This window comes from Rhodobacter sp. CZR27, assembly GCF_002407205.1.
In the GTDB taxonomy this organism is placed as follows: domain Bacteria; phylum Pseudomonadota; class Alphaproteobacteria; order Rhodobacterales; family Rhodobacteraceae; genus Cereibacter_A.
On record NZ_CP023548.1, the window covers coordinates 2,998,349 to 3,024,309 of the forward strand.

Genomic DNA, 25,961 nt, shown 5'->3' on the forward strand with positions numbered 1-25,961 from the left:
GCAGGCCCACCCGAGAAGCCCCGTGATCAAAGGGACCCGGCCGACAGCCCGAAGAGATGACCTGAACAGGAAGAGGCAACCGATGCGCGCGATCTCGATCATCGTCAAGGTCACCAACGGCTGCAACCTGCAGTGCTCCTATTGCTACAACCGCTTCAACACCAATGCGAAGATCCTCGCACCAGAGGTGCTGGAGCGGGTGATCTCGCAGGCGGCGGCGAGTTTCGATCATGTGAAGTTCATCTGGCACGGTGGCGAGCCGCTCCTCGCGGGTCTGGATTTCTACAAGCGCGCCAAGGCACTTCAGGAGGCCCGTGCGCGCCCCGGCCTGACCATGCGCAACAACATCCAGACCAATGGCACGCTCGTTGATCGCCCGTGGGCCGAGTGGTGCCGCGACAACGGCTTCGGGCTCGGGCTCAGCATCGACGGGCCTGTGGGGATCACCGGCGAGTCGCGTGCGGCCAAGCGTGGCAATTCCTTCGACGCGATCATTGCCGGGATGGAGGTGATCAAGTCGGTGATGGGCGGCGTCGGCGCGATCTGCGTGGTCCACAAGCTCAACGCCAGGCGCGGGCGCGATGTCTACGACTTCTTCAGGCGGCAGGGCGTCGACAGCGTTGTGCTGCTGCCGATCATGAACGACCCGAAGTTCCCCGAACTCGATCTTTGCGACGCCGATTACTTCGCCTTCCACAAGGATTTCTTCGACGCCTGGATCGAGGACGACGACCCGATCGAGGAGGTCGTGCCGTTCCGCCAGATCGTCAATGCGCTGCGGGGCGATCAGCCGACGCTGTGCTCCTACAGCGGCGGATGCTTCCGCGATTTCGTCTCGATCGAGCATGACGGCGCGGTCTATCCCTGCTCCGCCTTCTACACCGAGGACTATCGGCTCGGGAACATCCTGACCGACGATCTTGCGGATCTCCTCCGCTCGGCAAGGCTCGAGGCGATGCGTGCCGAGATGAGGCGCTCTCTGCAGGAACTTTGCAGCGATTGCCGCTATCTCGGGGTCTGCCAGGGCGGCTGCCGCGAGGCGGTGAACACCGCGAATAACTCGATCTACGGGCGGGACCCGCAATGCGAGGGTCGCAAGCAGGTCTTTGACTATGTCGAGGCGAAGCTGAAGCAACAACTCGGCGAGACCCTGGCCCGGAAGGCTCGCTACCCGCGCCCTGGCGAGCGCAGCTGGGACTTGGTCTTCCCGACGCATGGACAGCCGGGACCGGCCTGACGTGCGAGGAGCGGGACAACCGGGAATGAGAGAGGGTCGATAGTTGCAGAGCCCCGGCTGACCGGACGCCGCCCAATATTGCCGATGAAGTTGAGGATGTACCGGGGCACGGTTTTGACACACCGCTTTGCGCCGGCCTGAACGCGCGACGGCTTCGGCTTCAAGGGCCGTCCGCTCGGCCCGGATCTGATCCGCGTCTTGCGCCCGTGCCGCTCACGCAACCGGCGGGCGTTGTGGAGGGTGTGAACTCTGCCACCGCCCGCCGGAGTTCCGCGGCGGTCGCGAGGTGTTCGGCCGGTAATCTTCCCCGTGGTCAAGGGCAGATCATGGGCGTGCTGCGTCAGGCGGAGGGCGGTTTGGCCGTTCACGAGTTGTGCCGCGTGCACAGGATCAGCAGCGCATCGCGCTGGCATGCCGGGCGTTCGGCGTCAGCGAGACCCGTTTCCGCCACAGCCCGAAGCGCGACGAAGAGAACGAGATGATCGCCGACATGCTTGTCGGGTTGACCAATGTTCACAAGACCTGGGGCTGGCCCGTCCCGACGGCGAGGTCGAAGTCGATGGGGCCGCGTTCGGAGGCCACGTCCGACCAGCCAAGCTGCGCGAGCAGCGGATCGACCGGCGGCGATCGGTCAACCGCAGCGGCAAGCGCCGCATGGCGGTCGTCTTGCGTCAGCGCGGCGGCCGGACACTGACGCGAACGCTCCCTCAGGAGGCCCAGGGCGTGGACGTCGCCCGAGAGAGTATCGAGCCCGGAAGTGTCGTCTGCGCCCACGAGATTGCCCATTGGGACCTGCTCGATCCCGACGTCGACATGCGCCGGATCAACCATTCTGAGGCCTGCAGCCGCGGCGGCGCGCACACCAATCTTGCCGAGAGCTACTTCTCGCGGCTCAGGCGCATGATCGGTGGACAGCATCTCCGGGTCGAGGGACGCTTTCTCGACGATTTTGCCACCGCCGCCTGGCTCGAGGACCACCGGTCCGAAAGCAACGGACCCTGGCGGATCGTCCGATCGAAGGGGCCTTGGCCGCGCCGGTCAGCCTGGCCTGGAAGGGTCAAACCATGGACTTGACGGCAACGACGCGCAACGTACCTGCGTCGCCAGCCGCCCAGACGCACATGCCTTGCCGCTTCTCCACCATGCGCACAAGCGTGCGGCGCTTGGCGTGGCGCAGCGCCTGGACGACCTTGAACACCAAGGAGTTCCGCAGCGCCGTGTCCGTGATCTCGAGGTCGCGCTCGACAATCACCCGTTCGGCCAACTCCGGCGTCGTCATTTCCGCGCCATTCCCCATGTGCTGCACGCACATCTCGGCGATCTCGCCCTTCTTGAAGAACCCGTGGCTCATGATGTAACGCGCCCGCTGGCGCTCCGGCGCCGCGAACAATTCGATGGTCGCGTTCAACATGGGCGAGGTCGTGCGTGGCGTGCGCGATCTGGGCGTCGGAGGCCTTGATGTGCCCGAGGATCTCGGCGCGATTCTGCTTCAATGTCCGGGCGACCAGGGGTTCGCTCATGCCCCCGATGGCACCCCACGCCGCCATCCCGGTCCAGCCGGCAACTTGGTTCCTGTGCTACCTAAGACCGAATGGCTGGACCTCTACATCCTTGAATCCATCGAGGAGGTGCAGGAAATCGCCACCGGACGGCTCTGGCCCCACAACAACGAACGTCCCAACATGGGTATCGGCGGCGTCACACCCGCCATGAAGCTGAAAATGGGCACGTGAATTTCTACGGCCGCGCCCCGCCAAGCCGAGGAGAACTACGGCAGGACGGCGGGATCAGCCGCACGTCATGTCCAAGCATGGCCAGTTCCCGAGACCGATGATGCGCGTTAGCGCAGGCTTCCTTGCCCATCAGGCACGGGGCAAGGCGCGAGAAGAACAGCAGCATCTCCGCCCGCCGAACCTGCCGCCGGACGAATACTCCAGCAGAATAGACTGCGTGAACCCGAAGCACGCTCTTGGCCAGATCCAGCACAACTGTGGCAATCTCCGCCTCATGGATGGCTTCCTGCACGCGATGATAGCACCCAATGTTGCACATCGCGATGCCGGGACCGGGAGCCATCCATTCCATCAGGGCGTTCTCGGCCTCACTCTACAACCACCGCCGCCCATCAGGCGCTGGACACGAGACCCCCGCCGGGTATTCGCCTTGGCAGTTCAACCTGTGCAGGTTCCGCCGCGTCAGTACAAAAGTCCACCGGTCGCGTGGCGATCACAATGGGCATCCTCTGGTCCGGGGCGATCGTCCACGCCGCGCCGGCAGCGCCACGATCTTCGCCACGCGTGCAGCCCGGCGTCGAGGCAGACAGGCGGATCGTGACGCCGCCCGCCTCGATCTCGATCCGCTCGTCAGATGTGGCCCGAGCCGATCGAGGTGCGGCTACCACCATCAGCGACACAAACTTGGCCCCTCGGGAAAATCCGTTTCGAACGGCGATCTCGTCCGGGCTTGTGTACTCGACGGCGCCCGACTTGGACCCGGCCTCGATGGTCTTCGTCAGCAGCCACTCGACGTCTTCCTTGCCGATCCGCTTGCGCCAGCGGATGAGCGAGGTCGGGTCGATCGGCGGGCGGTGCTGGAACAAGGTCTCGCCGGTGAAGTGCCGGTAGCAGGTGGTTCCGGCCCAGCGGGCGACTACCGCCTCGTCCGAGAGCCGCGGTCACGTCCGTCAAGCTGGTGTAAATTCCCGGATGGCCTGAGGTCATGATCAGGCGGCTTTTGTGGTCATGCTGAGAATGGGGTCGATCTCCTTGGTGTCGATGCGGGCGAAGGCCTCGACCATCATGTAGCGGCTCGAGGTCTGCCACTCGTCATTCTGCTCGAACAGCACCGCGCCGATCAGGCGCAGGATGGAGGCGTCGTTGGGGAGTTGGGAGGATCAGAAATCCTTCCAGTGGAAGGATTTCCCGACCAACGCCGACCACGTCGGCGCGCCGCTTCACCTCCTTGTTCAGTCGCTCGATCGGATTCGTGCTGTGCAACTTGGTCCGGTGCTGGCGCGGGAAGGACATGTAGGCCAGCACGTCGTGCTCGCTGGCATCCATGAGGTCGGCGAGCTTGGGCCAGCGCGGGCGCAACTGCTCAGAGACCTTGCGCCAGGTCTCGCCGGCATGGGCGCGGTCGGGCTGATCGAAGGCCTGCCGGATCGCGGCGGCGACGACGGTATGCTGGCCGCGCGAGACATGTGCCAGCGCGTTCCTGATCCAGGGAACGCGGCAGCGCTGCCAGGTCGCCTCGAACACCCGGGCGATGGCGGCCTTGAGGCCGGTATGGGTCGAGGCGGGGCACGAAACGGTCCGGGAGACCGTTTCGCCGCCGAGGGCTGATCACCAGCCTGATCCCGCCGAGGCCGCGGGCGCGCAGGGATCGCAGGAACTCGGTCCAGAAGGGTGAGGGCCATCGCCCGAACGCTTCGGACGGGCCGATGCCAAGGCCGATGATCTCCCGGCGCCCCTCGGTATTGCGGCCACGGCGATTATCGCCGCGACCGGCACGATGCGACCGCCCAGGCGCACCTTGAGGTAGGTCGCGTCCAGCCAGACATAGGGCCACTCGCCGGTCAGCGGGCGGTTCAGGAACTCGCCCACGCGTTCGTCATTCGCCGGGAAAACGATCCCCCGGATCGTTTTCTGGCCCGGCTCATTCCTTGCAAAGCTTGGACACCGTGCTCTTCGAGATTCCGTTCAGCCCCATGGCCTGCACCAGTTCGTCCACCCGTCGGGTCGACACGCCGCTGATCCACGCCTCCTGGATGACCGCCACCGGCGCTTGTTCGAAGGTCTTCCGGGCCTCGGGGAAGCCTGGGAAGTAGCTGCCCTGCCGGAGCTTCGGCACCCGCAGGTTCAGCGTGCCCAGACGGGTATCGAGAGCGCGCTCTCGATACCCGTTGCGCCAGGTCGTGCGATCACCGCTGCGTTCATGCCGGCCGGCACCGATCAGGCCTTCCACATCCTTCTTCGCTACGATCGATCCACTGGATCGATCGCTTTACGCTCGAAGTCCATGATCAGCTGCAGGACAGCCTCGGCGATGGAGCGCAGGAAGTCGCCCTGATCGTGCTTGGCCAGAAGCTCGGACAGGTCCATGTTCGTCTTGGTCATCGGGGTCTCCGTAAGGTCCGTGGTTGAAGTCGCCAAACTCCACCTCGACCATACACCTCGATGGCCACCCGGGATCACACCGCCGCTGGCGACGAAATTACACCAGCTCCTCGCACGCTAACTCTATCAGCCGTTGCAACGAGTTGAGCGATAGCGAACTTGGAGGTCCGGTCGATTCCGACGAACAAGTAGAGCTTCCCTTCGCCGGTCTGACCTCGGCAATGTCGATGTGAAAGAACCCGATGGGGTAGCGCTTGAACTTCTGGCGCTTTGGTTTGTCGCCTTCGACATCCGGCAGGCGCGAGATGCCATGACGCTGCAGGCCCCGATGCAACGCCGACCGTGTCAGGTGCGGGATGGAGGGCTGCAGGGCCTAGAGGCGTTCCTCGCTTCAGACGATCCCCCGGATCGTCTGGTTGACGCTCGAACTCCAGCGGGAGAAGCGTGCGGCGCCGGATCGCCACGACCGCCGCTTCCTCGGGCTCGGTCAAGACCGTCGAGCGCGGTTCCTTCGGCCCGGTCTTCATGTCCTCGACCGTCGCTCGCTTGTGCCACTTCGCCACCGTCTTCGGATTGACGCCCAGTTCCCGGCTCGGCTGCGCGAGCGAAGCGTGCGACCGCTGTATTGCTGCTCTGACGGCGTGCGTGGTCGTGGCGCTCCCGTGATGAACCTTGTCCCATAGGGCTTCCTTCCATTCCATCGAATGGATCGCACCATCAACCGTTGGAGCAAACACCCTAATCCCCCGAGCGTAATAGTGATCTTCGTTCCCCAGTGAATGCCCCTCTTAGGCTCCAGACCCATTGATTTTGGGCGGATCGCGTGATTCAGGCCTCGCAAGGAGACCTGACCGATGAGCAACCTCTACTGGCTGTCCGAGGCGCAAATGGAGCGCCTGAAGCCGTTCCTTCCCAGGAGCCATGGCAAGCCCCGTGTCGACGACCGGCGTGTGTTGAGCGGCATGATCTTCATCAATCGCAATGGCTTGCGGTGGTGCGACGCGCCCAGGGAGTATGGGCCGGCGAAGACCCTCTACAATCGCTGGAAGCGTTGGAGCGAGAACGGAGTCTTCGCCCGGATCATGATGGGCCTGGCGGCCGAGAGAGCCGGGCACAAGACGATCATGATCGACGCGACCTGCCTGAAGGCGCATCGCACGGCCTCCAGCCTGCCGCTGCCAACGTATGGCCCGCCCCGGTGCAAGCGCCGATTGGGTGACAGCGTGATCAGTCTGCACAAACGTATCCGGCATGTCGGCGCCAGTGCCGCTGCAAGATGGAGATCCGCGCGTCCCGATCCTCATAAAGGGGCCGGTCTCGGAGACCATTTTTGACCGGAGGTTTTCGAGACGCCGTTCGACTGTCAGGCCATCTTCCTCTCATCACTCGCAGCTTGTCGCGCCCGACCGTGTTCAGGACGGGCGCGTGCTCATTATCCCGCCGCCAACGGCACAGGGTCGTAGATCCGTCCGTGGCGCAAGAGCGCCCAGACAGTTCGGGCCATCTTGGCCGCAAGCGCGACGACGGCGACATTGGGATGAGAACGTGACAGCAGCCCGCGCAACCAGGCACCCACGGCGGTGTTTGTCCTCGCCAGTGTCGGCATGGCGGAACGCGCGCCCTGGATCAGCATCTTGCGGAGATAGCGACTGCCCCGCTTCGTGATCCCGAGGAGCCTTGGCCTGCCGCCGGTCGTGGCCTGACGAGGCACGAGACCCAGCCAGGCCGCTAGATCTCGGCCCTTGCCGAAGGTGGCAGCGTTGCCAACCGCGGCCGCCAGCGCGGTCGCATTGAGCACTCCAATGCCCGGAATGCTCGTCAGCCGTCGTGCCCTGTCATCACTTCGGACCATGGCTACAAACTCGGCGTCGAAGGCGGCGATGCGACGGTCCCAGTTCTTCCCGACGCGCGCGCATGTCTCCAAGCAGGAACGCCATGCGTGGGCTCAGGCGTCGGCGCCATCATCCGGAAGATCGCGCAGCAAGAGCCGCATCCGCCCGTGACCCTGCGCCACGACGTGCCCGCGCTCCAGCAGCAGGCTGCGGATCTGGTTGGTCAGGGAGGTTCGCTCCCCGACCAGACGATCGCGCACCCGGTGCAGCGTCTGAACGTCAAGCTGCTTCTCGCTCTTGAGTTCGACAAAGCGCATGGTCGGACGGGTGGCCGCTTCCGCAATCGCCTCGGCGTCCCGGTCATCGTTCTTCTGTGCCTTGACGTAGGGGCGAACATATTCCGGCGACATCAACCGGATCTCGTGCCCCAGCGCGGCCAGCGCACGACCCATGTGGTGCGCCCCGCAGCGCGCTTCCATCGCCATGATGCAAGGTGTCAACCGTGAGGCGAAGGTGATCACCCCGTCACGGCGCATCCGCCGTCTCACGACGACCTTGCCGTTGGCATCCAGTCCAACCACGCGGCAGGCTGTTCTTGCCCAGATCGACCCCAGGATCACAATGCTCATGGCTCACTCCTTCCTTCATTCAACACCGCCATCCTGCAGAGGGCGGCGGGAGGGGCGGGCCATCCATAAAGGGGGGCGCGCACGTCAGATCGGGCGCACCAAGGGGAGCATGAACACCAAGTTGCACGCCGTCGCCAATGCGAAGGGGCGGCCGATCGGGTTCTTCATGTCTGCTGGACAGGTCAGCGACTACACCGGCGCGGCGGCGCTGCCGGGCAGCCTGCCGAAGGCGGACTGGTTGCTGGCGGACAGTGGCTACGATGCAGACTGGCTGCGAGAAGCGTTGAAAGACAAGGGGATGAAGGTCTGCATCCCGGGGGCGTTGTTGCAGAAAGCCGCCTTGAGGCGTGACTTCCCCTTTCCCCCCGGGACGTCAGTCGACGCGGACGATCTCGGCGGTGCCGAGGGCGTTGAAGCGGTTCATGAGAGCGACGCGGATGTGGATCTCGGCGGTCTGACGGTCGGGGGTGAGCCATTGGAACGCCATTGGTCCGAGAGACAGTGGCGAACGCCATGATGCGTTCACCTAAGGCCTTGAGCCGAGCCGGTGAGCGCCACCGGTTCGAGCGAACCGGCGAGGGCATCTTCGCCTCGATCCGGCTGCGGGCGTGGTAGCCCGTCCATCGCTTCCAGAACGCCCGGCCATAGTGACGGGTGGCGCGCAGGGTCTCGTTTCCGGCCCGGGCGGCGGGGCCATCTTCCTTCCATGGTCGGCCGTTCCTGCGGATCGGTATGACGGCTGTGGCGCGGCGCTCGACGATGGCCGTGTGGCAGCGTCGCGTGTCATAGGCGCCGTCGCCGGTCACGGTGCCGATCTCCTCATCCTCGGGGATCTGGTCCGGCAGCTCGGGCAGGACAGGGCTGTCGCCGTCGCGGCTGGGGGTGAACTCGACGGCACGGATGTCGGACGTGGCCGCATCCATGGCCAGATGCACCTTGCGCCTTTGGCGCCGGCCCTGCGCCCCATGCTTGCGGACCTGCCATTCGCGCCCGGCAGGCTTACGCATTCGGGGCTGGAACGATCCACTGGATCGTTCCCGATTTCCCCTCATCACTGGCGCCACGGTCCTGCCTTACCCGAGGAACTTGATCCCGGTGCTGTCGACCAGCAGGTTCAGTGGGCCGTCGGCGCGGCGATACGGGATGTGGACAGCCAAGGACGCCGGCAGAGGGTGGAATAGTCCGGAACCGGCCAATCCAGCCCGGCCAGGCGCAGGAGGCTGGCCACCATCCCGGCGGTCTGCCTCAGCGGCAGCCGGAACCAGGGCTCCGCCCGTTCAGGGCTGAAAACGGTCCTCAGGACCGTTTTCCGGGCGCCCTTCACCCTTGATCGAGAGGCAGAACTGGATCGCCGCATCCGAGAACAGCAGCGGCCGCCCAGGCCTGCCCTCAGGTGGCGCGAGCCAGGCCATCTCCCTGTCCAGCCAGATCAGCAGCGACCCGCGCCTCCGGAGCGCCTGGTTGTAGGTGGACCAGTTCGTCGTGCGATGGCGGGGGCGTCCAGGCTTCGTCATGCTTCCCGTCTAACGCCATGGAGTCGTGACGTGAATCCTTCCGGGCGGAAGTTCTGCAACAATGCCCATCCCGGGCCGGAAATCGCGCAAGACCGATGTGACATACGACAAGAGGCGTTACAAGCGGCGCAACCGCATCGAGATCATGTTCGGGCGACTCAAGGACTGGCGACGGGTCGCTACCCGATACGACCGCTGCCCGGACACGTTCTTCTCCGCTATCGCACTCGCAGCCATCGTCCTGTTCTGGCTCTGATAATCAATGAGTCTGGAGCCTAGGAACGATCCTATAAATCGCTCGCCCATGACCATCCTCCACACTCACTCGCGCGAAGGATTCGCCGGCAAGCGGCAAGCCGGAAGCCCGAAGCCGCGACATCAAGGGGGAAGACCACTGCTGAAGGTAAGGCTATCGGTTCGGGGCTTGCTGCTCACTGCTCAAGGAGGTAGACATCTGTCATCGGAGCGATGGCCGAGTGGTCGAAGGCGCACGCCTGGAAAGTGTGTAGGCGGGGAACCGTCTCGAGGGTTCGAATCCCTCTCGCTCCGCCATCACACACGATGTGGCAAAAATTTCTAGGGATCAATGACTTAGAGGTGGTGGTGAAAACTCCTCCACACACGTCTTCCACACACGTTGCCCCCGCACGTTGCCCCCGCACGGTGCCTCCGGTCAGCAGCAGCCTACAACCAAGGCAGCAACTGAATCGGGGAAGTGCTCGTAGGGAAATGGCGATATGCCTCGCGGCCTCAGAAGGGCAGCGGTAGTCCCTTGCAGAGCGCGCCGGAAACAACCTCCTTCTTCGGATGTGTTGCGGGGTTCTTGCTAGACCGCGGGACGCCGAGTGGTTGATCTCCGTCAAGCACCTGCTACTCTGAGGAAAACAGGTGAGAAATTGCAGTCTCCTAAATTCAAATTTTTGCTGCCTGAACTGGAAGATGTTTTTTCAAAGAGCGAGCTTAAGGAGGAATGGAGAAAGAGAGTTGGCTATCAGATAAGGAAGCAATTGATATTTGACCCGATCGAATACAGAGACTTCAAGGAAGGAATAGACTCATACATTGACCAAATAATATATGAGCTTACCCGCGGTGAATATAAGGTCAAGTTGTGCAGGAGATACCTCGCTGAGAAGTCCCGCGGCCTCTGCAGGCAGATGACTCTAATCCACCCGTTGGATCTCTTGGTGCTGGAACGACTCTCCCGCTCGCTGCATTACGAGCTTAAATCAAAGTGCCCCAGCAAATCGGCTTTCTTTGAGCCAGACGATGGATCTTTTGTAAAGGGGTTTCATCAGCCGGACTTTCAATACGGCTCTTATGCGAGTTGGCGACGCTTCCAAAAGGCGGTTTTTGGGTTCTCCGACGAAAACAATTATATCATAGTTACGGATGTAGCCAACTTCTATGATTTTATTAACTTCCAGCATCTCCGCAACATAATATCCGGCTTAGCGGATGTCAGGGAGTCCATCCTTGACCTATTAATTCATATCCTCAATCGGATGACATGGACGCCAGACTTCATGCCCCTAAGTCAGATTGGGATGCCGCAAATTGAAACTTCGGCAACACGGGTTCTGGCTAATGCAATGCTATTTGAGGTGGACAAGGTATGCGAGCATTTTTCCGCACTTAATTATGCTAGATTCATGGATGACATGGATATTGGGGTCGATGACATTCCAAAGGCGAAGCAGATTATTAGAGACATAGATCTGACACTGCAATCAAGGCAGTTAAGACTAAATTCCTCCAAGACCCGTATTCTAAGCGCCAGCGAGGCCGTCGAGCACTTCTGCATCAAGGAGAATCATGCGCTCGCTCGCCTTGAGCGCTTCTCTCAAAAAGTCAGATGGAAAACCACGTGCCTTAAGATTCTGCTCAACAAGTATGAGAGGTGGTTGCAGCGAGTAGGGTCTGGAGAGCCCGGACCTAGGTCAGCATTTAGGAGGGCCAATGGCTCGAAAATACACAAATACATATTCAAACTCATTTACGAGTTAGGTGGTCGCGTTCCAGAAGAGGATCTTCTTTGGTTGGTAAGAAACGATCCCACACTTCGCAGCACAGCTCTGCGCTATCTTTCGCTCTCGCGGAGAGGCAATTCTAATATTGAGCGCATTCTTGAAATGATGGCTCGCGGTCTGTTTGTGGACGATGCTGCTATGGTTGATATTTGCCATTACCTACTTCACGCGAGATTCAGAAGAACCCACGCAACAATCAGGAGGGTCAGGGATATCGCCGGACTGATGGAGCGTCACAGCGATATCGGGCTTCACTGCGCTTTATTCGTCTCCTCGCGATTTTTATTTATGGCTGAGATTCTGAGCCTAGTAAGGCGCAACAGAAGAAGAATTAGGTCTGACTTTTGGTTGTCTAGGGCTGTAGCCGGCCTCACGCCAGTATTTCTGAAATCCCCTCATTCCTTGAACCACTTTATACGCATGATCCGAGATCTGAAGAGCGAAGATGCCGAAAACGTCATGGAATATATGCTGGCGCTGACAAGAACAAGCGCTCCATCTGCATCACTGAGGGCATACCTTGAGGCCAAGAACGACACCTTCGCGCAAGGAGTTTACTTCCCGAAGGTTCTTCAACTCCTTGCTGCGAGCCGAAACCGTGATGCCTCCAAGTTGTTCCCAAAGATACATGCGATCCATACCTGCCTGAGATCGGATCAGTTCTACAAGAGCATGGGCTTCTAAAACTGTGACTCCTTTTCTTTAATCATTCGAAATATAGAACGCTCGGAGATACAAAGCCTTTGTGCCACCTCTCTCTTCGTTAGCCCGTCAGCCAGTAATGCGCGCACGTCACATGCTTTCGATTTTGCAGTCGGCCTCCTTCCCTTATACTTCCCCTCCGCCTTCGCCTTGGCAATCCCCTCTCGTTGCCGCTCAAGCATCATCTCCCGCTCGAACTGAGCCACAGCCCCAAGCACGTTCAGCATGAGCTTCCCTGTGGCGTTGCCGGTGTCCAGCCCAAGGTCCAGCACCCTCAGCCCCACCTTCTTCGCTTCAAGAGCGTCAACGATCTCCCCAAGGTGCCTCACCGAACGGGCAAGACGGTCCAGCTTCGTGACGATCAGCGTATCCCCCTCTCGCACGTAGTCCATAGCGGCCTTGAGAGCCTCCCTGACGCCCACTGAGCTTGTCTGTTCCTCATAGAGCCTCTCACAGCCAACCGCCTTCAGCGCCTCTCTCTGAGCCTCCAGGCCGGCGACCTGTTCGAGCGTCGAAGTCCGAGCGTATCCAACCAGCATGTTACCACCTCTGCCAATGAAGTCTAAGAGCTGGCGTCCCGAGTCTGCCAAAACTCGAAACACCACTCCATTGTCAGGCGATCCCGTCACTGTGGCACCCTGACACATGGGCTTGCCCTATTGGCAGCGGGCGGATGAGGGATAACGGAGATCGGGTACCGAGGCAGGCAACCTCAGAGACTCACGGAGAGGCTCACTGACGGGCGGTAGCAAGGAGGGCAAACATTGCAGCCGACTTGAGCCAACGAGTCTCAGCGACTCTCTCCGTGGCGCTATGGGGCAAGGGGAAGGCAAGCCGCGGACCGGATTTGATCTCGGAGCCAGAAGGGGGTGGGGGTCTGAGATTGAGACTTCAAAAAATGGGGGTTTATAATTGCTCTTATTGTTCTTAATGTTCTTGTCGAGCGATGTTCCCGCTTCATCAAGTGACTCCATCATCAGGACGTCAACAGAAGGCCCCTTTAGGTGTCAGCATGGGTAAATGATCTATGGTGACAACGCTTTGGCTCATCACGAGCCAATCCACTACTCGGCATGAGCACGTCACGGCCTGAACGCGCCAGCCTGTGTTATATATATATGGTGACGACGCTTTGCTCCGCCTTCCAAGCCAGCCCACAGAACACGGAGGCTATTTGACTTGTTGTCAGGTAGGCAGCAGGGCAGTTGCGGTGAAAAAGGCCCCTCATATCGTAATCAGGGAAGAGCAGGAGTTTATTCATAAGCAAGGCTCTCAACTTCCCGTGGCCCGATCTTGCTGCCTCAATCATGCCGGCGACGTAATCGAAGCGTTCACAAGGAGGCCTTGTATAAATATCCTCCGCGATTCTTCTGTTTGTATCGAAGAATAATTCGTTCTCCCTTCGCTTAGATGGCGACATCAGGGAGTTCCTCGGGTTCTCCTTCCCGTCGCGTTTTTGGTGGGCATTCTTCCGGCAGGCGTCAGAGCAAAACTTCTGGTTCCTCCTTCGCTTCTCAAACTCTGCCGAACATTGGCCGCATATTGCTTTTTCTTTTTCTTGAGGTTCTTCGTTCATGGAAATAGGAGGCACGGCCAGTTTCCTGACCGAGCCTTTCGACATTGCCTTTCTTATTCGGTGACGGCGTTGCCTAGGGCAGCTTTACGCTCTCGATAGCGTTGGCGAAGAACCGTCGGATGCGTATATGGCAACTCAGAGAAGCTGCGTACCCCCATGACCTCCAGAATGTCGGCATCCTCTTTGCCAATGTGGGTCCGGTAGACCCAACGGCTGTTTGAGCGGAACGGAGAATCAAGCTCAGCGAGTTCTGGCAAGTTCTGTTGGATATACTGTCCGCGCAGTTTGGTGCTTGGGAAAGACTTCTTAAGTTCGTCCATCACGGCGCCGATGGAGATGACATCGTTGATGTCTTTTACGGTCCTCGCCTTGCGTTCGATTTTCTTTGCAGCGTCACGAGCGACTTGCTGAATTTCAATATTCATTGTTTTACCTTCATTTTAGGAGGTGGATAGGTTTTCCGATCCCGAGACCGCATCGGCAGACGCCGGCTCCCATCAGCTGCGGAAGCACTGGGCCATTTCACGAGTTATCCATGAGGATTCGGGACACGCGACCGAAGGAAGGACTTTTGCGTTTTCTTCCTCTATGTCAGGCTCTTTACGGTTACACTCAATTCACGTCACCGCACGGCCTCCAGCGCGTTGGCTGAAGGCACGTAGGTCTCGGCAATGGAGTGAACTGTTAGCTGCACATTCGGGCGAACAAACGCTGCCCTTTTGGAGGCACAGCATGAAGGACGGATTTGCCCTTCTAAGTAAGGCCGTTTACGGCTACATTTCCGTCGCCGTCGCCGTCGCCTCGATGGCAAGGCGGCATTCTTTATGAAGATGCACAAAGGGGCGGGAAGCCGCCGTTCGTTGCGATGTGAACGAACGACTGAAACGGGGCGGGTAGAAGACGGGTGGCTTTCCGTTTCAAATCTTCCCAAGCGGGCTCTTATTTTGCATAGCCAGATAAAATTCCCAACGCTCCGCCAGAGCCCCGGCATCAGGTCCGCTGGTGCCGTTGATTAAAAGCAAAGCTCCGTCATAGGCTGCGTAGCCGGCGCAGAGGCAGGCCGGATTGAAAGAGACGCGCCGTGTAACAGGATCGATTCCGATAAAGCCGAGATCGAAGAGTGGGTGAAGATCGCTGCGAAGCAGCAGTCCGTTTGCTACGCCGTTGTCCTGACACGCCGCATAGGGCCGAGTATGGGCAGCTTCGACCGCAGGTGAAAAATCATATCCGCTTATCTGACAGCGCTGGCCGTACCGTTGGATGAGCCTTTCACGGAATTGCGACTGCCCACGGCGCAGGCTGATCTCCCGAAGAACACGCCTTCGTTCCTCGATTCTGGACGAGGGATTATCAGGTGGCGTCCCCGCGCCTCCCTGCTGAGGCACAGAGATCTCCGCGACAAAGCGCTTCAGAAGAGCGTCGATGGCATTGTCCTTACCCAGAAACAGTTCGAGACGGGCAAGATCGAGCTCCTTAATTGACATCTGATCGCTCGGACGGAGAACCGCCTCATGCAGGCGCGCTATTGTCAGATCGGAACTCACATGTCTGAATGAGTCGCCATAGTGTGCCTCATAGGTTGTAACTGAGACAGGTTCGTTAACCGGCTCTTCGAAGAAGTGCCCGTTCTTGCATCTCCACGGAGGCGATTGCGTCAGTCGACGCTTGATGTTCGTTACATGGCAATGTGGACAGCGCAGCCGTTCCTTCTGGCCGGTTCCTTCAAGAATACGCTCTATTTCGGCTATGCCGAGCACTTTTGAACGAGAACGTATAAAAACGATGTCGCCGGGCTCAACCCGTCGATGATTGGCGACGTTGCTGTCGTACCTGTAGACAGCTTGAGGGTCATCATCATATCCGGTATTCCCGCCGTACTGGCGGACACCTGATATAGTCAGCAGTGACCATGCCCGCTTCATGATGCGCCGGAGGAAGTAGCCGGCGAGGAAAGCTCAGCGCGATCGGCCTGAATAACAGCGAACTTCAAGCTATCAAGAACGTATTCCACAGGACCTTCGTCACGATGATAGCGATCAGGCGCATCCACAATGTAGGTGCGGAGAATCGCATGCAGACCGTTCAGCGTGCGAAAATCCCCCTGCCGCTGTTCCATCAGATGCACGGCATTGATCAGCTGGTTCCATGAGGCGAAAACGGTATCATTTTCGAGGCGGACGGATCGAAGCGACCATGCATGGTGCCGCGCCAGTATCAGTTTCCGGATACGGTTTATGCGCATCCCCCGAGGAATGCGGAACGTTGATCTGAGAGTCTGCTCATCGGTTGAGCTCAACCACAGGGACACCGTATCAAGCCAGCGGACTGATTCGTCGCGGAACCGTCCCATGCGAGATGCCTCCACCCGAAAATCGCCGCGAGTGACGTCTTGAAACTTCAACTGGATAAGCAGCAGATGGCCCTGCTGCAGATCGATAACAGCCAGATCAACATCAGTAAGTTCTCTACCCTCTTTGCGAAGCCTTATATTCCGGCGCATTTCCAGATTGGGGAATGACGATCCCAGAATTCCTTCCACGGCAGTTTGAAAAGAGCCTTCCCTCAGCTGCTGATGTGCATCGTATTCCCTGGGATAGGCGCGTCTTAGGGCGCCAAGCAGAAACTCCATCTGACGATACCTGCCGGCCAGACATTTTACGATACCGCCATTGGCGAACTCGATTATGCAGGGCAGCGCGGGAAATGCTCCGTCGAGTAGATCGGCGTTGCGCGGAGTGATGGAGATTATCTCATAAATCTGCTCCGCTTGCTCCTCTGTGGTGGTCGTATAGTGGAGGAATTTGCGACCGACGAGGTTCAGGGCCTCGCGTATGGACGTTATCAGTCCGGCCCGGTCGGCGGATATCGTCAGAATATCCTCCATCCGGATTTCTGGATGTTTTTTCACCATGCGCTGGCAGAAGGCTTCATGCTTCCGACACAGCGAAATAATAAAAGCGGCTGCAAGCGTGTATTTCAGATAGGTAATCCCGCCGAATTCGCGCAGCTCATTGAATGAATCAAACCCGGGCCCACTCCTCAGATCACTCCAGGCGATCTGAAAGTAATATTCATCGAGCAACGGGTCCGCATCATATCCCATAAAGTGCTCGCGATAGATAAACACGTTCTCGTCGTGCAGCTCGTTGACGACCCTCTGCAGATTGCGACCTTCCGCCTGTTGCATGAACTCATTCCGGACACGCGCAGTTTCCTTGGAAAAGTGATCGTTGACGTCGTCCTCAACCGCTCCGTGATTGGCGATCGCCGCCGGCAGAACAAATTCGTAGCGACCTTCGGCGCTGCGAGTCACCTTGCAGATTCCCGCAAATGCTGAATCCGCTATACGGCGCCCATGCTGAATAAACGCGAGATGGCTGATGAGTAACAGAATTTCCCGGTAGGGCCCGTTCTGTCGTCTGAAGGTCAGGGCGGGTACCGGAAAGCCGCCGTGAATCTGAAGTGAGAGCCGAATCAGCCGCGCTACACCCTGTGAAATAATGACATATTGTTCGGCCTGTTCCGCTGTTCGCTCCTGCTGTTGGTGGTAATTCCAGACATACCAGTCAAGCTCATTGATTGCTGTGCGAAAAGCCATACCGAGCCGATCCGAGGCGAGGTCGCGACTAACACTTTCCTCCTCCAGCGAAAGCGCGGCCAAGAATTCTCGGATGATCTCTCTTTCTTCAGGCGTCATGTTTCCTCAGCAGCGGCCGCACGGCGGTCCTCTTCGGGCGCAGCGGCAATCGCCTCCGAGATGATCGCTTCCCCTTCGAACGTGTCAGAAACGAACAAAAAAGCAGCGTATGCATTCGTCCACTTCGGTCGCGGTCACGTCTGCTTGCGGCAAATGGCAGAGTTGTGCTGCGCGTTCAAGATCAGGCGTGAAGCTGAACTTCGTCGCGTATGGTGGAAATGGCTGCTCAGGGCCGCTAGCCGAAGTGCATCGGCTGCGCTTCCCAAGATGTTGGAAATGGCTCCAGCAACCACGCCAGCGTCACCTCCGGTCCCTGCTTTCCGTCCAGGATCGCCTCGACGATATCGGGTGCGAGCAGGGTTAGCCGCAGGACGCGGGTCATATAGGATGGTGCAATCCCCTCACGCTCGGCCAGTTCGGCGATGGTGGCGAACTCACCCGACTCGAGCATCCGCTTCCAGCGGAACGCGCGGGCCAACGCCTTGACCAGCGTGTTGTCAGTCCGCCGCGGTTGCGCGGCGCTGTCCGGCAATTGCATCTCCTTCCGCCCGCCGTGCGTCACGACGCGAAACGGGATGTGGATCGTCACGGTCTCGGGGATCGTCATCCCGCGGGTCATGCGGCTTCTCCGATGCTGCCAGACAGCATCTCACGTGCGAGCCCTCCAAGGCCGTCCATGCGAAGGCGGACGTTGAGTCCATCCGTGCAGATGTCCACGCGCTCGACCAGCAGCGCCACGATGCGCGCCTGCTCGGCCGGGAAGAGTTCGTCCCACAGCGGATCGAACTGCTGCAGGACCGCACTGGCATCGGCCTCGGTGATGTCGTCGGCGTGGCCGCGCGCGGCCTTCGATGTGCCCGCCACGATCTCGGGCTGGCGAAAGACGGCGCGAAGTTGGTCGATCACCGCCGCCTCAATATCGCCCGCGGGCACGCGGCCGACCGGGCACGATCCAGCACCATGTTTCAGCACCGTTTGGCTGACATAATAACGGTATAGTCTATCGCCCTTGCGCGTATGCGTCGGTGAGAACGCGGCGCCGTCGGGCCCGAACAATAGCCCCTTCAGCAGCGCGGGCGTGTCAGCGCGTGTGCGGGCGGCGCGCTTCCGGGGGCTCTCCTGCAGGATGGTGTGAACCTTATCCCACGTCTCGCGGTCGATGATCGCGTCGTGCTCGCCGGGATAGCTGTCGCCCTTGTGGACCGCCTCGCCGATGTAGGCGCGGTTGCTGAGCATCCGGTAGATGTACTTCTTGTCGATCCGGTTGCCGCGCGGTGTGCGGACGCCGCGCGCGCCGACCTCCCTCGCAAGTTCCGTGCAGGACCCGATCTCGAGGAAGCGGGCGAAGATCCAGCGCACATGCGCAGCGGTTTCTTCGTCGACCACCAGCTTCCGGTTCTCGACCCGGTAGCCGTAGGGCGGCACCCCGCCCATCCACATGCCCTTCTTCCGACTGGCCGCGACCTTGTCTCGGATTCGCTCGGCGGTCACCTCGCGTTCGAATTGTGCGAAGGACAGCAGGATGTTCAGCGTCAACCGCCCCATCGACGTGGTCGTGTTGAACGACTGCGTCACCGACACGAAGGTCACGGCGTTCCGGTCGAACACCTCGACCAGCTTGGCGAAGTCGGCGAGCGAGCGGCTGAGGCGGTCGATCTTGTAGACCACCACCACATCGACCAGCCCGTCCTCGATGTCTTCCAGCAGCCGCTTCAATCCGGGGCGCTCCAGCGTACCGCCCGAGATGCCGCCGTCGTCATACTGATCGCGGACCAGCACCCACCCTTCCGACCGCTGACTAGACGCCTTCCTCATTCAGGGCGAGCCTGTCCGCGACCGCGAGCGGCTGGTCTGGACCGTCGATCTGAGGCCTGCGTGAAACTGAAACTCGACATCGATCCAGACATCGTCGCGATGATGCAGGCCGAGATCGCGGCGGGCGAACGCGCAATGACCGCCGCCATGCGCGAGGCCGGGATTGGGCTGAAGTCGGCCTGGCGGTTGCAGATCACCGGCGCGGGGCTCGGCACACGGCTCGCCAACTCGATCCGGAGCCAGAACTTCCCGAGGTCGGGCGAGAGCCTGGACGCGGCCGCACTGGTCTGGTCCAAGGCGCCGGTCATCGTGGGCGCGCATGATACCGGACCGCTGATCCGCTCAAAGAACGGGTTCTGGCTGGCGATCCCGCTGCCCGCCGCCGGCAAATCCCTGCGCGGCGGACGGATCACCCCCGGCGAATGGGAACGACGACGCGGGCTGCGCCTGCGCTTCGTCTATCGTCGCACCGGACCGAGCCTGCTGGTGGCGGAGGGCCGGCTGAACACGAAGGGCCAGGCGGTGGTGTCGCGCTCCAAGACCGGGCGCGGAAAGGTCACCGCGCCGATCTTCCTGCTGGTGCCTCAGGTCAAGCTGCCAAAGCGGCTGGACCTGGCGCGGGACGCAGACCGGGCGTTGGACAGCGTGCCGGGGCTGATCGTGGCGAACTGGGTGGAAGCTAGACGGTGAAGAATGTCGATTAAGCGAACCTTCCGAAGTCATCTGTCCAGCCGCAAACCGGCTGTCACTGATCCTTTCTTTCCTGACCATTGCGGCGCGCCATGACATCCGAGATCCGCGCATCAATCCAAGCCGCGAGCGTCTCAACCTCCGAAATTGCCGCGCCGATGCCCTCCTCTGTGATCTCGAGCCGGGGAGCAAGCCAAGTGGCAGGGTCAGCACCCTGATCCACCCACATTTTGAGCTCTCCTTCAGTCGCGAAAATGAGGTCACGATGCTTCGTGAGTGTCTTGGGGTCATGCCGAGCGCCCATAATCGACAGATGTTCGCCGTGCTGCGCCCGGTTGCGCGCCAGCACGATCTGCTCAATGACGTCGAAGCGAACCGGACAGTTGGTCCAGTCCGTTTCGAGAACTTCGCCGATGGCTCCCCTGTATGCCTCCAGAAAGCCTCCCTTTGTTGCAGTAGCTTTACCATCCCGGCTCAGACGAAACTCTAGCTGTTGTTCTAGGGCCTTGAAGTACAGTTTAAGCGAGTCGGACAAGATCGATACGGCGGACCGGCCAACAACCTGCGCGGCCTCGCCTGCCTCTATCCATTCCTCGAGGAATGCTGGCTCACCGTACTCTGGATCGTACGATGGCGGCGGTTCGTCGTAGGGACATTCCTGAGCATCGATCTGCCGCTGTATCTTACGGAATGGCTCGACACCGACTCTATAGTAGCGGCGGGTGAAGCCGGTCCGACGAAAGAGAAAAAATGCAGCATCCATGCTTACTTTACCGTTGCATCAACGGTCTCGTCAGGGATGGTGCTTGCATCAGCTTCGAGCGCTTCTAGGCCGAGATCATCAGCCAATATCTGTTCCATCGCTTCTCCGTTAAGCCAATCGACCCAGCGTTGCAGGAATGCGCGGTAGTCGGCCATCGTGATCCGGAGGAAATATAGCTTCGACGGATTATATGGATTGTCCGTGCTGACAAACGCGAAGCGGCGCACAGGGGAGCCGGAACTAGAGCGACCATGCTGATCCAGATATAGCACGCCGCCATGGGCCAAAGCGTTGCGGAGGATTTTACAGAAGCGATTGGCGGATAGATTCCTCGCATTCTCTACGGCATCGGGAGCGTCGAGTTGCTGAGCGATGTCTGGCGGTAACCCACCGGCAGCCAAGTTCGGAAAGCCTGCTCCTTTCGGTAGCACGGCGTACTGCCATGAACCGGCGAAAAACTTGGCCTCATGAACCTTGGCGTCGAAATCCATAGCTCGATCGACTGCATTCGCGAGCCTTTCATTGAGAATGGCATCGTTCATGTGAATTTCGGCCGGCTTCCGTTTATACTTTAGAATACGTTCGATCGGCAGGATGACGATAGGCATCGAAACCGACAGCAATAAAGTTGCTTTCAGCGGAAGTCGCGTTCCGTCGGAGTCGCTTAGCTGTTCATAAAGATCGCGAAGAAGTTGATGTGCCCTCTTGGGGACTTCAAGACTGAAATGTGTCGGATTGCCCATAGCCCACCTCTGTGCCGATCCGGGTTAGACTAGCACGGCCATCCGAGTTCGCAGAGGCAGGATTCAGGAAGAACTGCACGGGGGCAAAGTGCCCACTGTCGATACACTATTACCTTGGATCAAAGATGCCCACTCCCCGAGAAACCATCCTCGCCGCGCTGCACGCGCGGCTCTCGGCGCTGCCCGCCACCGCGCTCCGCGGCGAGGTGCTGCCCGAGCGTATCCCGACCGAGGGGCTGCTGATCCTGCGCGACGGCGAGCCGGGGGACCCCGAGGTGACGCTCTCGCCGCTCGCCTATCACTACCAGCACCGCGCCGAGATCGAGGCGGTCGTACAGGGCGCCGACCGTGACGTCGCCTTCGACACGCTGACCGCCAGCATCGGCGCGGCGCTCGCCGCCGACCGCACGCTGGGCGGGCTCTGCGACTGGGTCGAGGCGGAAGCGCCGCGGCCCTTGGACCTGCCGGTTGAAGGCGCGGCCAGCCTCAAGGCCGCCGTGATCACGGTGGTGCTGCACTATTCCACGGCCGATCCGCTCGGCTGATCCCGACAACCCGAGGAGAACACCATGGCACGAGCCCAGGGGGCGCGGGCGCTGATGGCGCTTGCGTTCGAGACAACCTATGGAACGCCGCCAGCGAGCGGCTTCACCCGCATGCCCTTCGCAAGCACCTCGCTCGGGGCCGAGCAGCCTCTGCTGAATTCGGAGCTTCTCGGCTACGGCCGCGATCCGCTGGCGCCGATCAAGGATGCGGTGACCGCGGATGGCGATGTCGTCGTGCCGCTCGACGCCGAGGCTTTGGGCTTCTGGATGAAGGCAGCTTTCGGCGCACCGACGACCACGGGCATGGAAGCGCCGTACAGCCACGAGTTCCAGTCCGGGTCCTGGACGCTCCCCAGCATGTCGATCGAGACCGGCATGCCGGAAGTGCCGCACTATGCGATGTATTCGGGCTGCGTGCTCGACCAGATCACCTGGCAGATGCAGCGCTCGGGGCTGCTGACCGCGACTGCGCGGCTGGTGGCGCAGGGCGAGACGGTGGGCACGACCACCAGCGCAGGTACACCAGCGGCGTTGGAGCTGAAGCGGTTCGGGCATTTCAACGGGGCGATCACCCGCAATGGCACCGCCCTCGGCAATGTGGTCTCGGCCGAGATCACCTATGCCAACAACCTCGACCGGATCGAGACCATCCGCTCGGACGGTCGCATCGATGGCGCGGACCCGTCCATCGCGGCGCTGACCGGCCGGATCGAGGTCCGCTTCGCCGACCAGACGCTGGTGACGCAGGCGATCAATGGCGAAGCCTGCGAGATGGAGTTCGCCTACGCCCTGCCCTCGGGCGAGAGCTTCACCTTCACGGTGCACGCCGTCTACCTGCCGCGCCCGCGCATCGAGATCTCCGGGCCGCAGGGCGTGCAGGCAACCTTCGACTGGCAGGCCGCGCGCGACAGCGTGGTCGGGCGGATGTGTACCGCCACCCTCGTGAACGACGTGGAGACCTATTGATGCTGACGCTTGATCTAACGAACGCGCCGCGCTGGCATGACCTGGCGCCCGGCGTCCGGGTGCAGCTGCGACCCCTGACTACCGCGCTGATGGTGGCGACCCGCAGCGATCCCGCTGTCGAGACGGTGCCCGAAGAGGCAGCGGACGAGCAGCGCGCCGTCGCCTTTGCCAAGGCGCTCGCGCGCCGGGCGGTACTCGCCTGGGAGGGCATCGGCGACGCCGACGGCAAGCCGATCGACCCGAGCCCGGAGGCCATCGACGCGCTGCTCGATGTCTGGCCGATCTTCGAGGCCTTCCAGCTGACCTATGTCTCCAAGGGCCTGCTGCTGGAACAGGAAAAAAACGCCTCCGCGCTCTCGCCGAATGGTCTTTCGGCGGGGGCGAGCGCTACTGCGAAGCCTGCCAAACGACGTGCCCGGACTGCCCGGCGCGGCTGAACCGGCCCCTGACGTACGAGGGCTGTCAGGTCTGGGATCTCGTCGGCCGCCTTGGCGGCCAGCTGCGTGTCCTGCCCGGCGCCGTGATCGGCTGGGACATGTCGGCGGCGCTGGCGCTCGGGGGTGCGCTTGGGGTCTCACCACTCGCCATGGCCGAACTGCTGCCCGTCATCGAGGCAGTGATGGTCACCAAACTCAACGAACAGATGGATCATTCCCATGGCTGAGAAGAGGGTCAGCGTCCGCCTCGCGGCCGTGGGCGGACGGCAGGTGCGCGCCGAACTGGAAGGTGTCGGCGAGGCTGGCGCGCGCGGCTTTGGGCGGCTCAGCCGCGAAATGGAAGCGGCCAACGCGAGGCTCGCGGCTTTCTCGCGCCGGGTCAGGGTCGCGGCAGCCGCTGCCGTGGCCGCCGCAGCCGCCGCTGGCGTGGCGATGATCCGCTCCGGCCTCCAGACGGTCGATGCGCAGGCAAAGCTGGCGCAGTCCCTCGGGACCACAGTCGCTTCGATTCAGACGCTGGAGCGCGCGGGCGAGCTGGCGGGCGTGTCGATGTCCGGCATCGAGCAGGCCACCAAGGATCTGACGCGCCGTCTAAGCCAAGCGGCCGCCGGGACCGGTCCCGCCGCCGACGCGCTCGACCGGCTGGGGCTCTCGGCCACCGACCTGATCGCGCTGCCGCTGGACCAGCGCGTGGGTGCGATCAACGCCGCCATCGAGAGCTTCGTGCCCGCCGCCGAGCGTGCGGCGGTCGCGGGCCAGCTGTTCGGTGAGGAAGGCTCCATCGCCATGTCGCGGATCGACACCGCGACGCTGCGCCAGGCGACCGAGGACGTTCTCGCCTTCGGCGTCGTCGTGTCCGAGCAGGATGCCGACCAGATCGAGCGGACCAACGATGCCATCTCGCGGCTCGGGCTGATCTGGCGCGGGCTCTCGAACCAGCTGGCGGTTGCCGCGGCGCCCGCCCTGGAGGCGGTTGCCGATGCCATGGCGGCGGTCGCCAGTCGCACGGGGCCGCTCGGCATCGCGATCCGGGGGCTTTTCGACAACATCGGCCGCCTGACCACCTATGCCGCCAACTGCGCGGCCTTTCTCGCGGGACGCTGGGTCGCCGGCATGGCCGCCGCGGAGCTCTCGGTCCGGGGCCTCGGCACGGCGCTGGTCGTCCTGCGTGGGGCGCTGATCCGCACCGGCATCGGCGCCCTGATCGTCGGCGCGGGCGAACTCGTCTACCAGTTTACACGCCTCGTCTCCGGCGCGGGCGGCTTTGGTGAAGCCATGTCACTCCTGAAGGACCTCGCCGTCGAGGTCTGGGAGCGGATCCGCATGGGCGCGGCGGCGGCGGGCGCGGCCGCCACGGCGATGTTTTTCGACCTCAAGGCCGACGCCGCGTCGGGCATGCAGAACGCCATCGAGAGCGTCGTGGCTTTCGGCAACACGGCGGCGAACACGTTCGAGGGGGCCTACGAGGCGATCAAGGCGATCTGGGGTCTGCTGCCCGCCGCCATCGGCGATCTCGCGTTCCAGGCGGCTAACAGCCTGGTCGACGGTGTCGAGGCGATGCTGAACGGCGTGGTCTCGCGCATCAACGGCTTCATCGGCGGGATCAACCAGGGGCTCGAAGCGCTCGGATCGGAGCGGCGCATCTCGCTGGTGCCCGACCTCGACCTCGGCGAGATCGAGAACCGCTTCGAGGGCGCGGCCAGCACTGCCACGACGGCGGCGCAGGCGGCGTTCGACCGGGCCTTCGAGGACAATCCGCTGACCGCGCCCGATCTCGGCCTGACCGAGGCGGCCGCCCGGGCGCTCGAGGCCGCGAATGTCTACCGGGGCGCCGCGCGTGATCTGGCCGAAGGGGCTCGTGCGCCCCTCGAAAGCTGGCAGGCCCTGCGCGATGCCGTGCGGGGAACCGACGAGGCGAGCGCGGATGCGCTGACCGAGGCCACCGGAGCGGCCGAGCGACTGGAGACGGCGCTCGGCGATGCCGGGCGCGCCACGACGGATGCAGGTGCGGCGGCCGGAGCTGCTGCCGCTGCAGCGGAGCCCGCGACCGAGGCAGCCGTCACCGGCTGGCAGGCGGTCACGGCGGCACTGTCGGACTACGCCAGCAAGGCCCGCGAGATCGGTGGCGACATCGGCCAGAGCCTCGTCGGCGCCTTCCAGTCGGCCGAGAACGCGGTGGGCCAGTTTGTGAAGACCGGCAAGCTGAACTTCCGCGACCTCGTCACCTCGCTGCTGGCCGATCTCGCCCAGCTGGCGGCGCGGCGTTTCATCCTCGGGCCAATCGCCAATGCGCTCTCCGGTGTGTTTGCTGGCGCGGGCGGTATTTTTGCCAACGTCCTGCATGCGGGCGGGATGGTCGGATCGGCCGGACCCTCGCGCATGGTCCCGGCCATGGCCTTCGCCGCTGCCCCCCGCATGCATGGCGACGGCATGGCTGGCCTCCGCCATGACGAGGTGCCCGCGATCCTGCAGCGCGGCGAGCGCGTGCTGTCGCGGCGTGACGCGCAGAGCTACGGCGCGGGCGGCGGGGTCAACGTCACCATCATAGCGCGTGACGCCGAGAGCTTCCGGCAGTCCCGCACGCAGGTCGCGGCCGACATCGCCCGCGCCGTGTCGCTCGGGCGGAGGGGCATGTGAGTGCGACCCCGCAAGTGGGAACCGGTTGCGGGG

The 25,961-nt window shown here is 61.8% G+C and carries 19 protein-coding genes, 1 tRNA gene and 11 pseudogenes; 15 read left to right on the top strand and 16 right to left on the bottom strand.

The window, feature by feature from the left end; genetic code table 11:
• Nucleotides 1-82 precede the first annotated feature (82 nt).
• From CK951_RS14605 to CK951_RS22120, 3 genes and pseudogenes are all read left to right on the top strand, one after another.
• Entirely contained in the window at nucleotides 83-1,237 is a 1,155-nt protein-coding gene (locus CK951_RS14605) for a radical SAM/SPASM domain-containing protein (protein WP_198402359.1), read from the top strand.
• 400 nt (nucleotides 1,238-1,637) lie between these two features.
• Nucleotides 1,638-1,769, top strand: a pseudogene (locus tag CK951_RS22115) (IS3 family transposase); the annotation flags it as partial.
• A 65-nt stretch (nucleotides 1,770-1,834) separates the two neighbouring features.
• A complete protein-coding gene (locus CK951_RS22120; RefSeq protein WP_394341571.1) occupies nucleotides 1,835-2,311 on the top strand; it encodes a transposase in 477 nt (158 codons plus the stop codon).
• Here CK951_RS22120 and CK951_RS14620 read toward each other — a convergent pair.
• The gene (locus CK951_RS14620) at nucleotides 2,295-2,648 is read right to left on the bottom strand and encodes a hypothetical protein (protein ID WP_198402360.1); all 354 of its coding nucleotides are present in this window, start codon (nucleotides 2,646-2,648) and stop codon (nucleotides 2,295-2,297) included. The two genes, CK951_RS22120 and CK951_RS14620, sit on opposite strands and share 17 nt — an antisense overlap.
• A 178-nt stretch (nucleotides 2,649-2,826) precedes the next feature.
• Here CK951_RS14620 and CK951_RS14625 point away from each other — a divergent pair.
• Nucleotides 2,827-2,970: pseudogene (locus tag CK951_RS14625) on the top strand (IS3 family transposase); the annotation flags it as partial.
• A 4-nt stretch (nucleotides 2,971-2,974) separates the two neighbouring features.
• Here the strand turns inward: CK951_RS14625 and CK951_RS21070 are convergent.
• From CK951_RS21070 to CK951_RS21700, 4 genes and pseudogenes are all read right to left on the bottom strand, one after another.
• The gene (locus CK951_RS21070; RefSeq protein ID WP_157764563.1) at nucleotides 2,975-3,322 is read right to left on the bottom strand and encodes a hypothetical protein; all 348 of its coding nucleotides are present in this window, start codon (nucleotides 3,320-3,322) and stop codon (nucleotides 2,975-2,977) included.
• A gap of 358 nt (nucleotides 3,323-3,680) precedes the next feature.
• Nucleotides 3,681-3,908: pseudogene (locus CK951_RS21075) on the bottom strand (transposase); the annotation flags it as partial.
• A 51-nt stretch (nucleotides 3,909-3,959) separates the two neighbouring features.
• Nucleotides 3,960-5,352, bottom strand: a pseudogene (locus tag CK951_RS14635) (IS256 family transposase).
• A 122-nt stretch (nucleotides 5,353-5,474) separates the two neighbouring features.
• Nucleotides 5,475-6,053, bottom strand: a pseudogene (locus CK951_RS21700) (hypothetical protein); the annotation flags it as partial.
• A gap of 153 nt (nucleotides 6,054-6,206) precedes the next feature.
• Between CK951_RS21700 and CK951_RS14645 the strand changes: the two are divergent.
• Nucleotides 6,207-6,551, top strand: a pseudogene (locus tag CK951_RS14645) (transposase); the annotation flags it as partial.
• 233 nt (nucleotides 6,552-6,784) lie between these two features.
• Here CK951_RS14645 and CK951_RS14650 read toward each other — a convergent pair.
• Nucleotides 6,785-7,813 (bottom strand): annotated as a pseudogene (locus CK951_RS14650) (IS110 family transposase).
• 61 nt (nucleotides 7,814-7,874) lie between these two features.
• On the opposite strand from CK951_RS14650, the pseudogene CK951_RS14655 reads away from it, so the two are divergent.
• Nucleotides 7,875-8,165, top strand: a pseudogene (locus CK951_RS14655) (transposase); the annotation flags it as partial.
• Nucleotides 8,166-8,186: 21 nt separating this feature from the next.
• Here CK951_RS14655 and CK951_RS14660 read toward each other — a convergent pair.
• Nucleotides 8,187-9,327, bottom strand: a pseudogene (locus CK951_RS14660) (IS5 family transposase).
• Between the two features lie 67 nt (nucleotides 9,328-9,394).
• Here CK951_RS14660 and CK951_RS14665 point away from each other — a divergent pair.
• From CK951_RS14665 to CK951_RS21080, 3 genes and pseudogenes are all read left to right on the top strand, one after another.
• Nucleotides 9,395-9,583, top strand: a pseudogene (locus CK951_RS14665) (transposase); the annotation flags it as partial.
• A gap of 206 nt (nucleotides 9,584-9,789) precedes the next feature.
• Nucleotides 9,790-9,879, top strand: a tRNA-Ser gene (locus CK951_RS14670).
• 293 nt (nucleotides 9,880-10,172) lie between these two features.
• Entirely contained in the window at nucleotides 10,173-12,041 is a 1,869-nt protein-coding gene (locus CK951_RS21080) for an RNA-directed DNA polymerase (protein ID WP_157764564.1), read from the top strand.
• Here CK951_RS21080 and CK951_RS14675 read toward each other — a convergent pair.
• From CK951_RS14675 to CK951_RS14695, 7 genes and pseudogenes are all read right to left on the bottom strand, one after another.
• Nucleotides 12,038-12,598, bottom strand: coding sequence for a recombinase family protein (locus CK951_RS14675; protein ID WP_096786843.1), 561 nt, complete (start codon nucleotides 12,596-12,598; stop codon nucleotides 12,038-12,040). The two genes, CK951_RS21080 and CK951_RS14675, sit on opposite strands and share 4 nt — an antisense overlap.
• Nucleotides 12,599-13,167: 569 nt before the next feature.
• Nucleotides 13,168-13,680: a hypothetical protein gene (locus tag CK951_RS21085; protein WP_157764565.1), complete on the bottom strand. Its 513-nt coding sequence runs from the start codon at nucleotides 13,678-13,680 to the stop codon at nucleotides 13,168-13,170.
• 8 nt (nucleotides 13,681-13,688) lie between these two features.
• Nucleotides 13,689-14,060, bottom strand: coding sequence for a hypothetical protein (locus CK951_RS21090; RefSeq protein ID WP_157764566.1), 372 nt, complete (start codon nucleotides 14,058-14,060; stop codon nucleotides 13,689-13,691).
• 492 nt (nucleotides 14,061-14,552) lie between these two features.
• The gene (locus CK951_RS14680; RefSeq protein WP_096786844.1) at nucleotides 14,553-15,557 is read right to left on the bottom strand and encodes an HNH endonuclease; all 1,005 of its coding nucleotides are present in this window, start codon (nucleotides 15,555-15,557) and stop codon (nucleotides 14,553-14,555) included.
• Nucleotides 15,554-17,332 carry a hypothetical protein gene (locus CK951_RS14685; RefSeq protein WP_096786845.1) on the bottom strand — a complete coding sequence of 593 codons (1,779 nt, stop codon included), beginning with the start codon at nucleotides 17,330-17,332 and terminating at the stop codon, nucleotides 15,554-15,556. The genes CK951_RS14680 and CK951_RS14685 overlap by 4 nt, the downstream gene beginning before the upstream one ends.
• Nucleotides 17,333-17,567: 235 nt before the next feature.
• On the bottom strand, nucleotides 17,568-17,951 hold the full coding sequence (locus CK951_RS14690) for a hypothetical protein (RefSeq protein ID WP_096786846.1): 384 nt from the start codon (nucleotides 17,949-17,951) through the stop codon (nucleotides 17,568-17,570).
• A pseudogene (locus CK951_RS14695) lies at nucleotides 17,948-19,135 on the bottom strand (recombinase family protein); the annotation flags it as partial. The gene CK951_RS14690 and the pseudogene CK951_RS14695, both read right to left, overlap by 4 nt.
• 72 nt (nucleotides 19,136-19,207) lie before the next feature.
• Between CK951_RS14695 and CK951_RS14700 the strand changes: the two are divergent.
• A complete protein-coding gene (locus CK951_RS14700; RefSeq protein ID WP_096786847.1) occupies nucleotides 19,208-19,837 on the top strand; it encodes a DUF6441 family protein in 630 nt (209 codons plus the stop codon).
• A 55-nt stretch (nucleotides 19,838-19,892) separates the two neighbouring features.
• Here CK951_RS14700 and CK951_RS14705 read toward each other — a convergent pair whose 3' ends face one another.
• The gene (locus CK951_RS14705) at nucleotides 19,893-20,600 is read right to left on the bottom strand and encodes a hypothetical protein (protein WP_096786848.1); all 708 of its coding nucleotides are present in this window, start codon (nucleotides 20,598-20,600) and stop codon (nucleotides 19,893-19,895) included.
• Between the two features lie 2 nt (nucleotides 20,601-20,602).
• The gene (locus CK951_RS21095) at nucleotides 20,603-21,343 is read right to left on the bottom strand and encodes a hypothetical protein (RefSeq protein WP_157764568.1); all 741 of its coding nucleotides are present in this window, start codon (nucleotides 21,341-21,343) and stop codon (nucleotides 20,603-20,605) included.
• A 125-nt stretch (nucleotides 21,344-21,468) separates the two neighbouring features.
• Here CK951_RS21095 and CK951_RS14710 point away from each other — a divergent pair, with 125 nt between their 5' ends.
• The 5 genes from CK951_RS14710 (at nucleotide 21,469) to CK951_RS14725 (ending at nucleotide 25,928) form a co-directional block, all read left to right on the top strand.
• The gene (locus CK951_RS14710; RefSeq protein WP_096786849.1) at nucleotides 21,469-21,888 is read left to right on the top strand and encodes an acyl-CoA transferase; all 420 of its coding nucleotides are present in this window, start codon (nucleotides 21,469-21,471) and stop codon (nucleotides 21,886-21,888) included.
• Nucleotides 21,889-21,912: 24 nt separating this feature from the next.
• On the top strand, nucleotides 21,913-22,854 hold the full coding sequence (locus tag CK951_RS14715) for a phage tail tube protein (protein ID WP_096786850.1): 942 nt from the start codon (nucleotides 21,913-21,915) through the stop codon (nucleotides 22,852-22,854).
• The gene (locus tag CK951_RS14720) at nucleotides 22,854-23,291 is read left to right on the top strand and encodes a hypothetical protein (RefSeq protein ID WP_096786851.1); all 438 of its coding nucleotides are present in this window, start codon (nucleotides 22,854-22,856) and stop codon (nucleotides 23,289-23,291) included. Before CK951_RS14715 ends, CK951_RS14720 begins: the two co-directional genes overlap by 1 nt.
• A gap of 98 nt (nucleotides 23,292-23,389) precedes the next feature.
• A complete protein-coding gene (locus tag CK951_RS21920) occupies nucleotides 23,390-23,518 on the top strand; it encodes a hypothetical protein (protein WP_269770469.1) in 129 nt (42 codons plus the stop codon).
• On the top strand, nucleotides 23,511-25,928 hold the full coding sequence (locus tag CK951_RS14725; protein WP_096786852.1) for a phage tail tape measure C-terminal domain-containing protein: 2,418 nt from the start codon (nucleotides 23,511-23,513) through the stop codon (nucleotides 25,926-25,928). Before CK951_RS21920 ends, CK951_RS14725 begins: the two co-directional genes overlap by 8 nt.
• Nucleotides 25,929-25,961 lie beyond the last annotated feature (33 nt).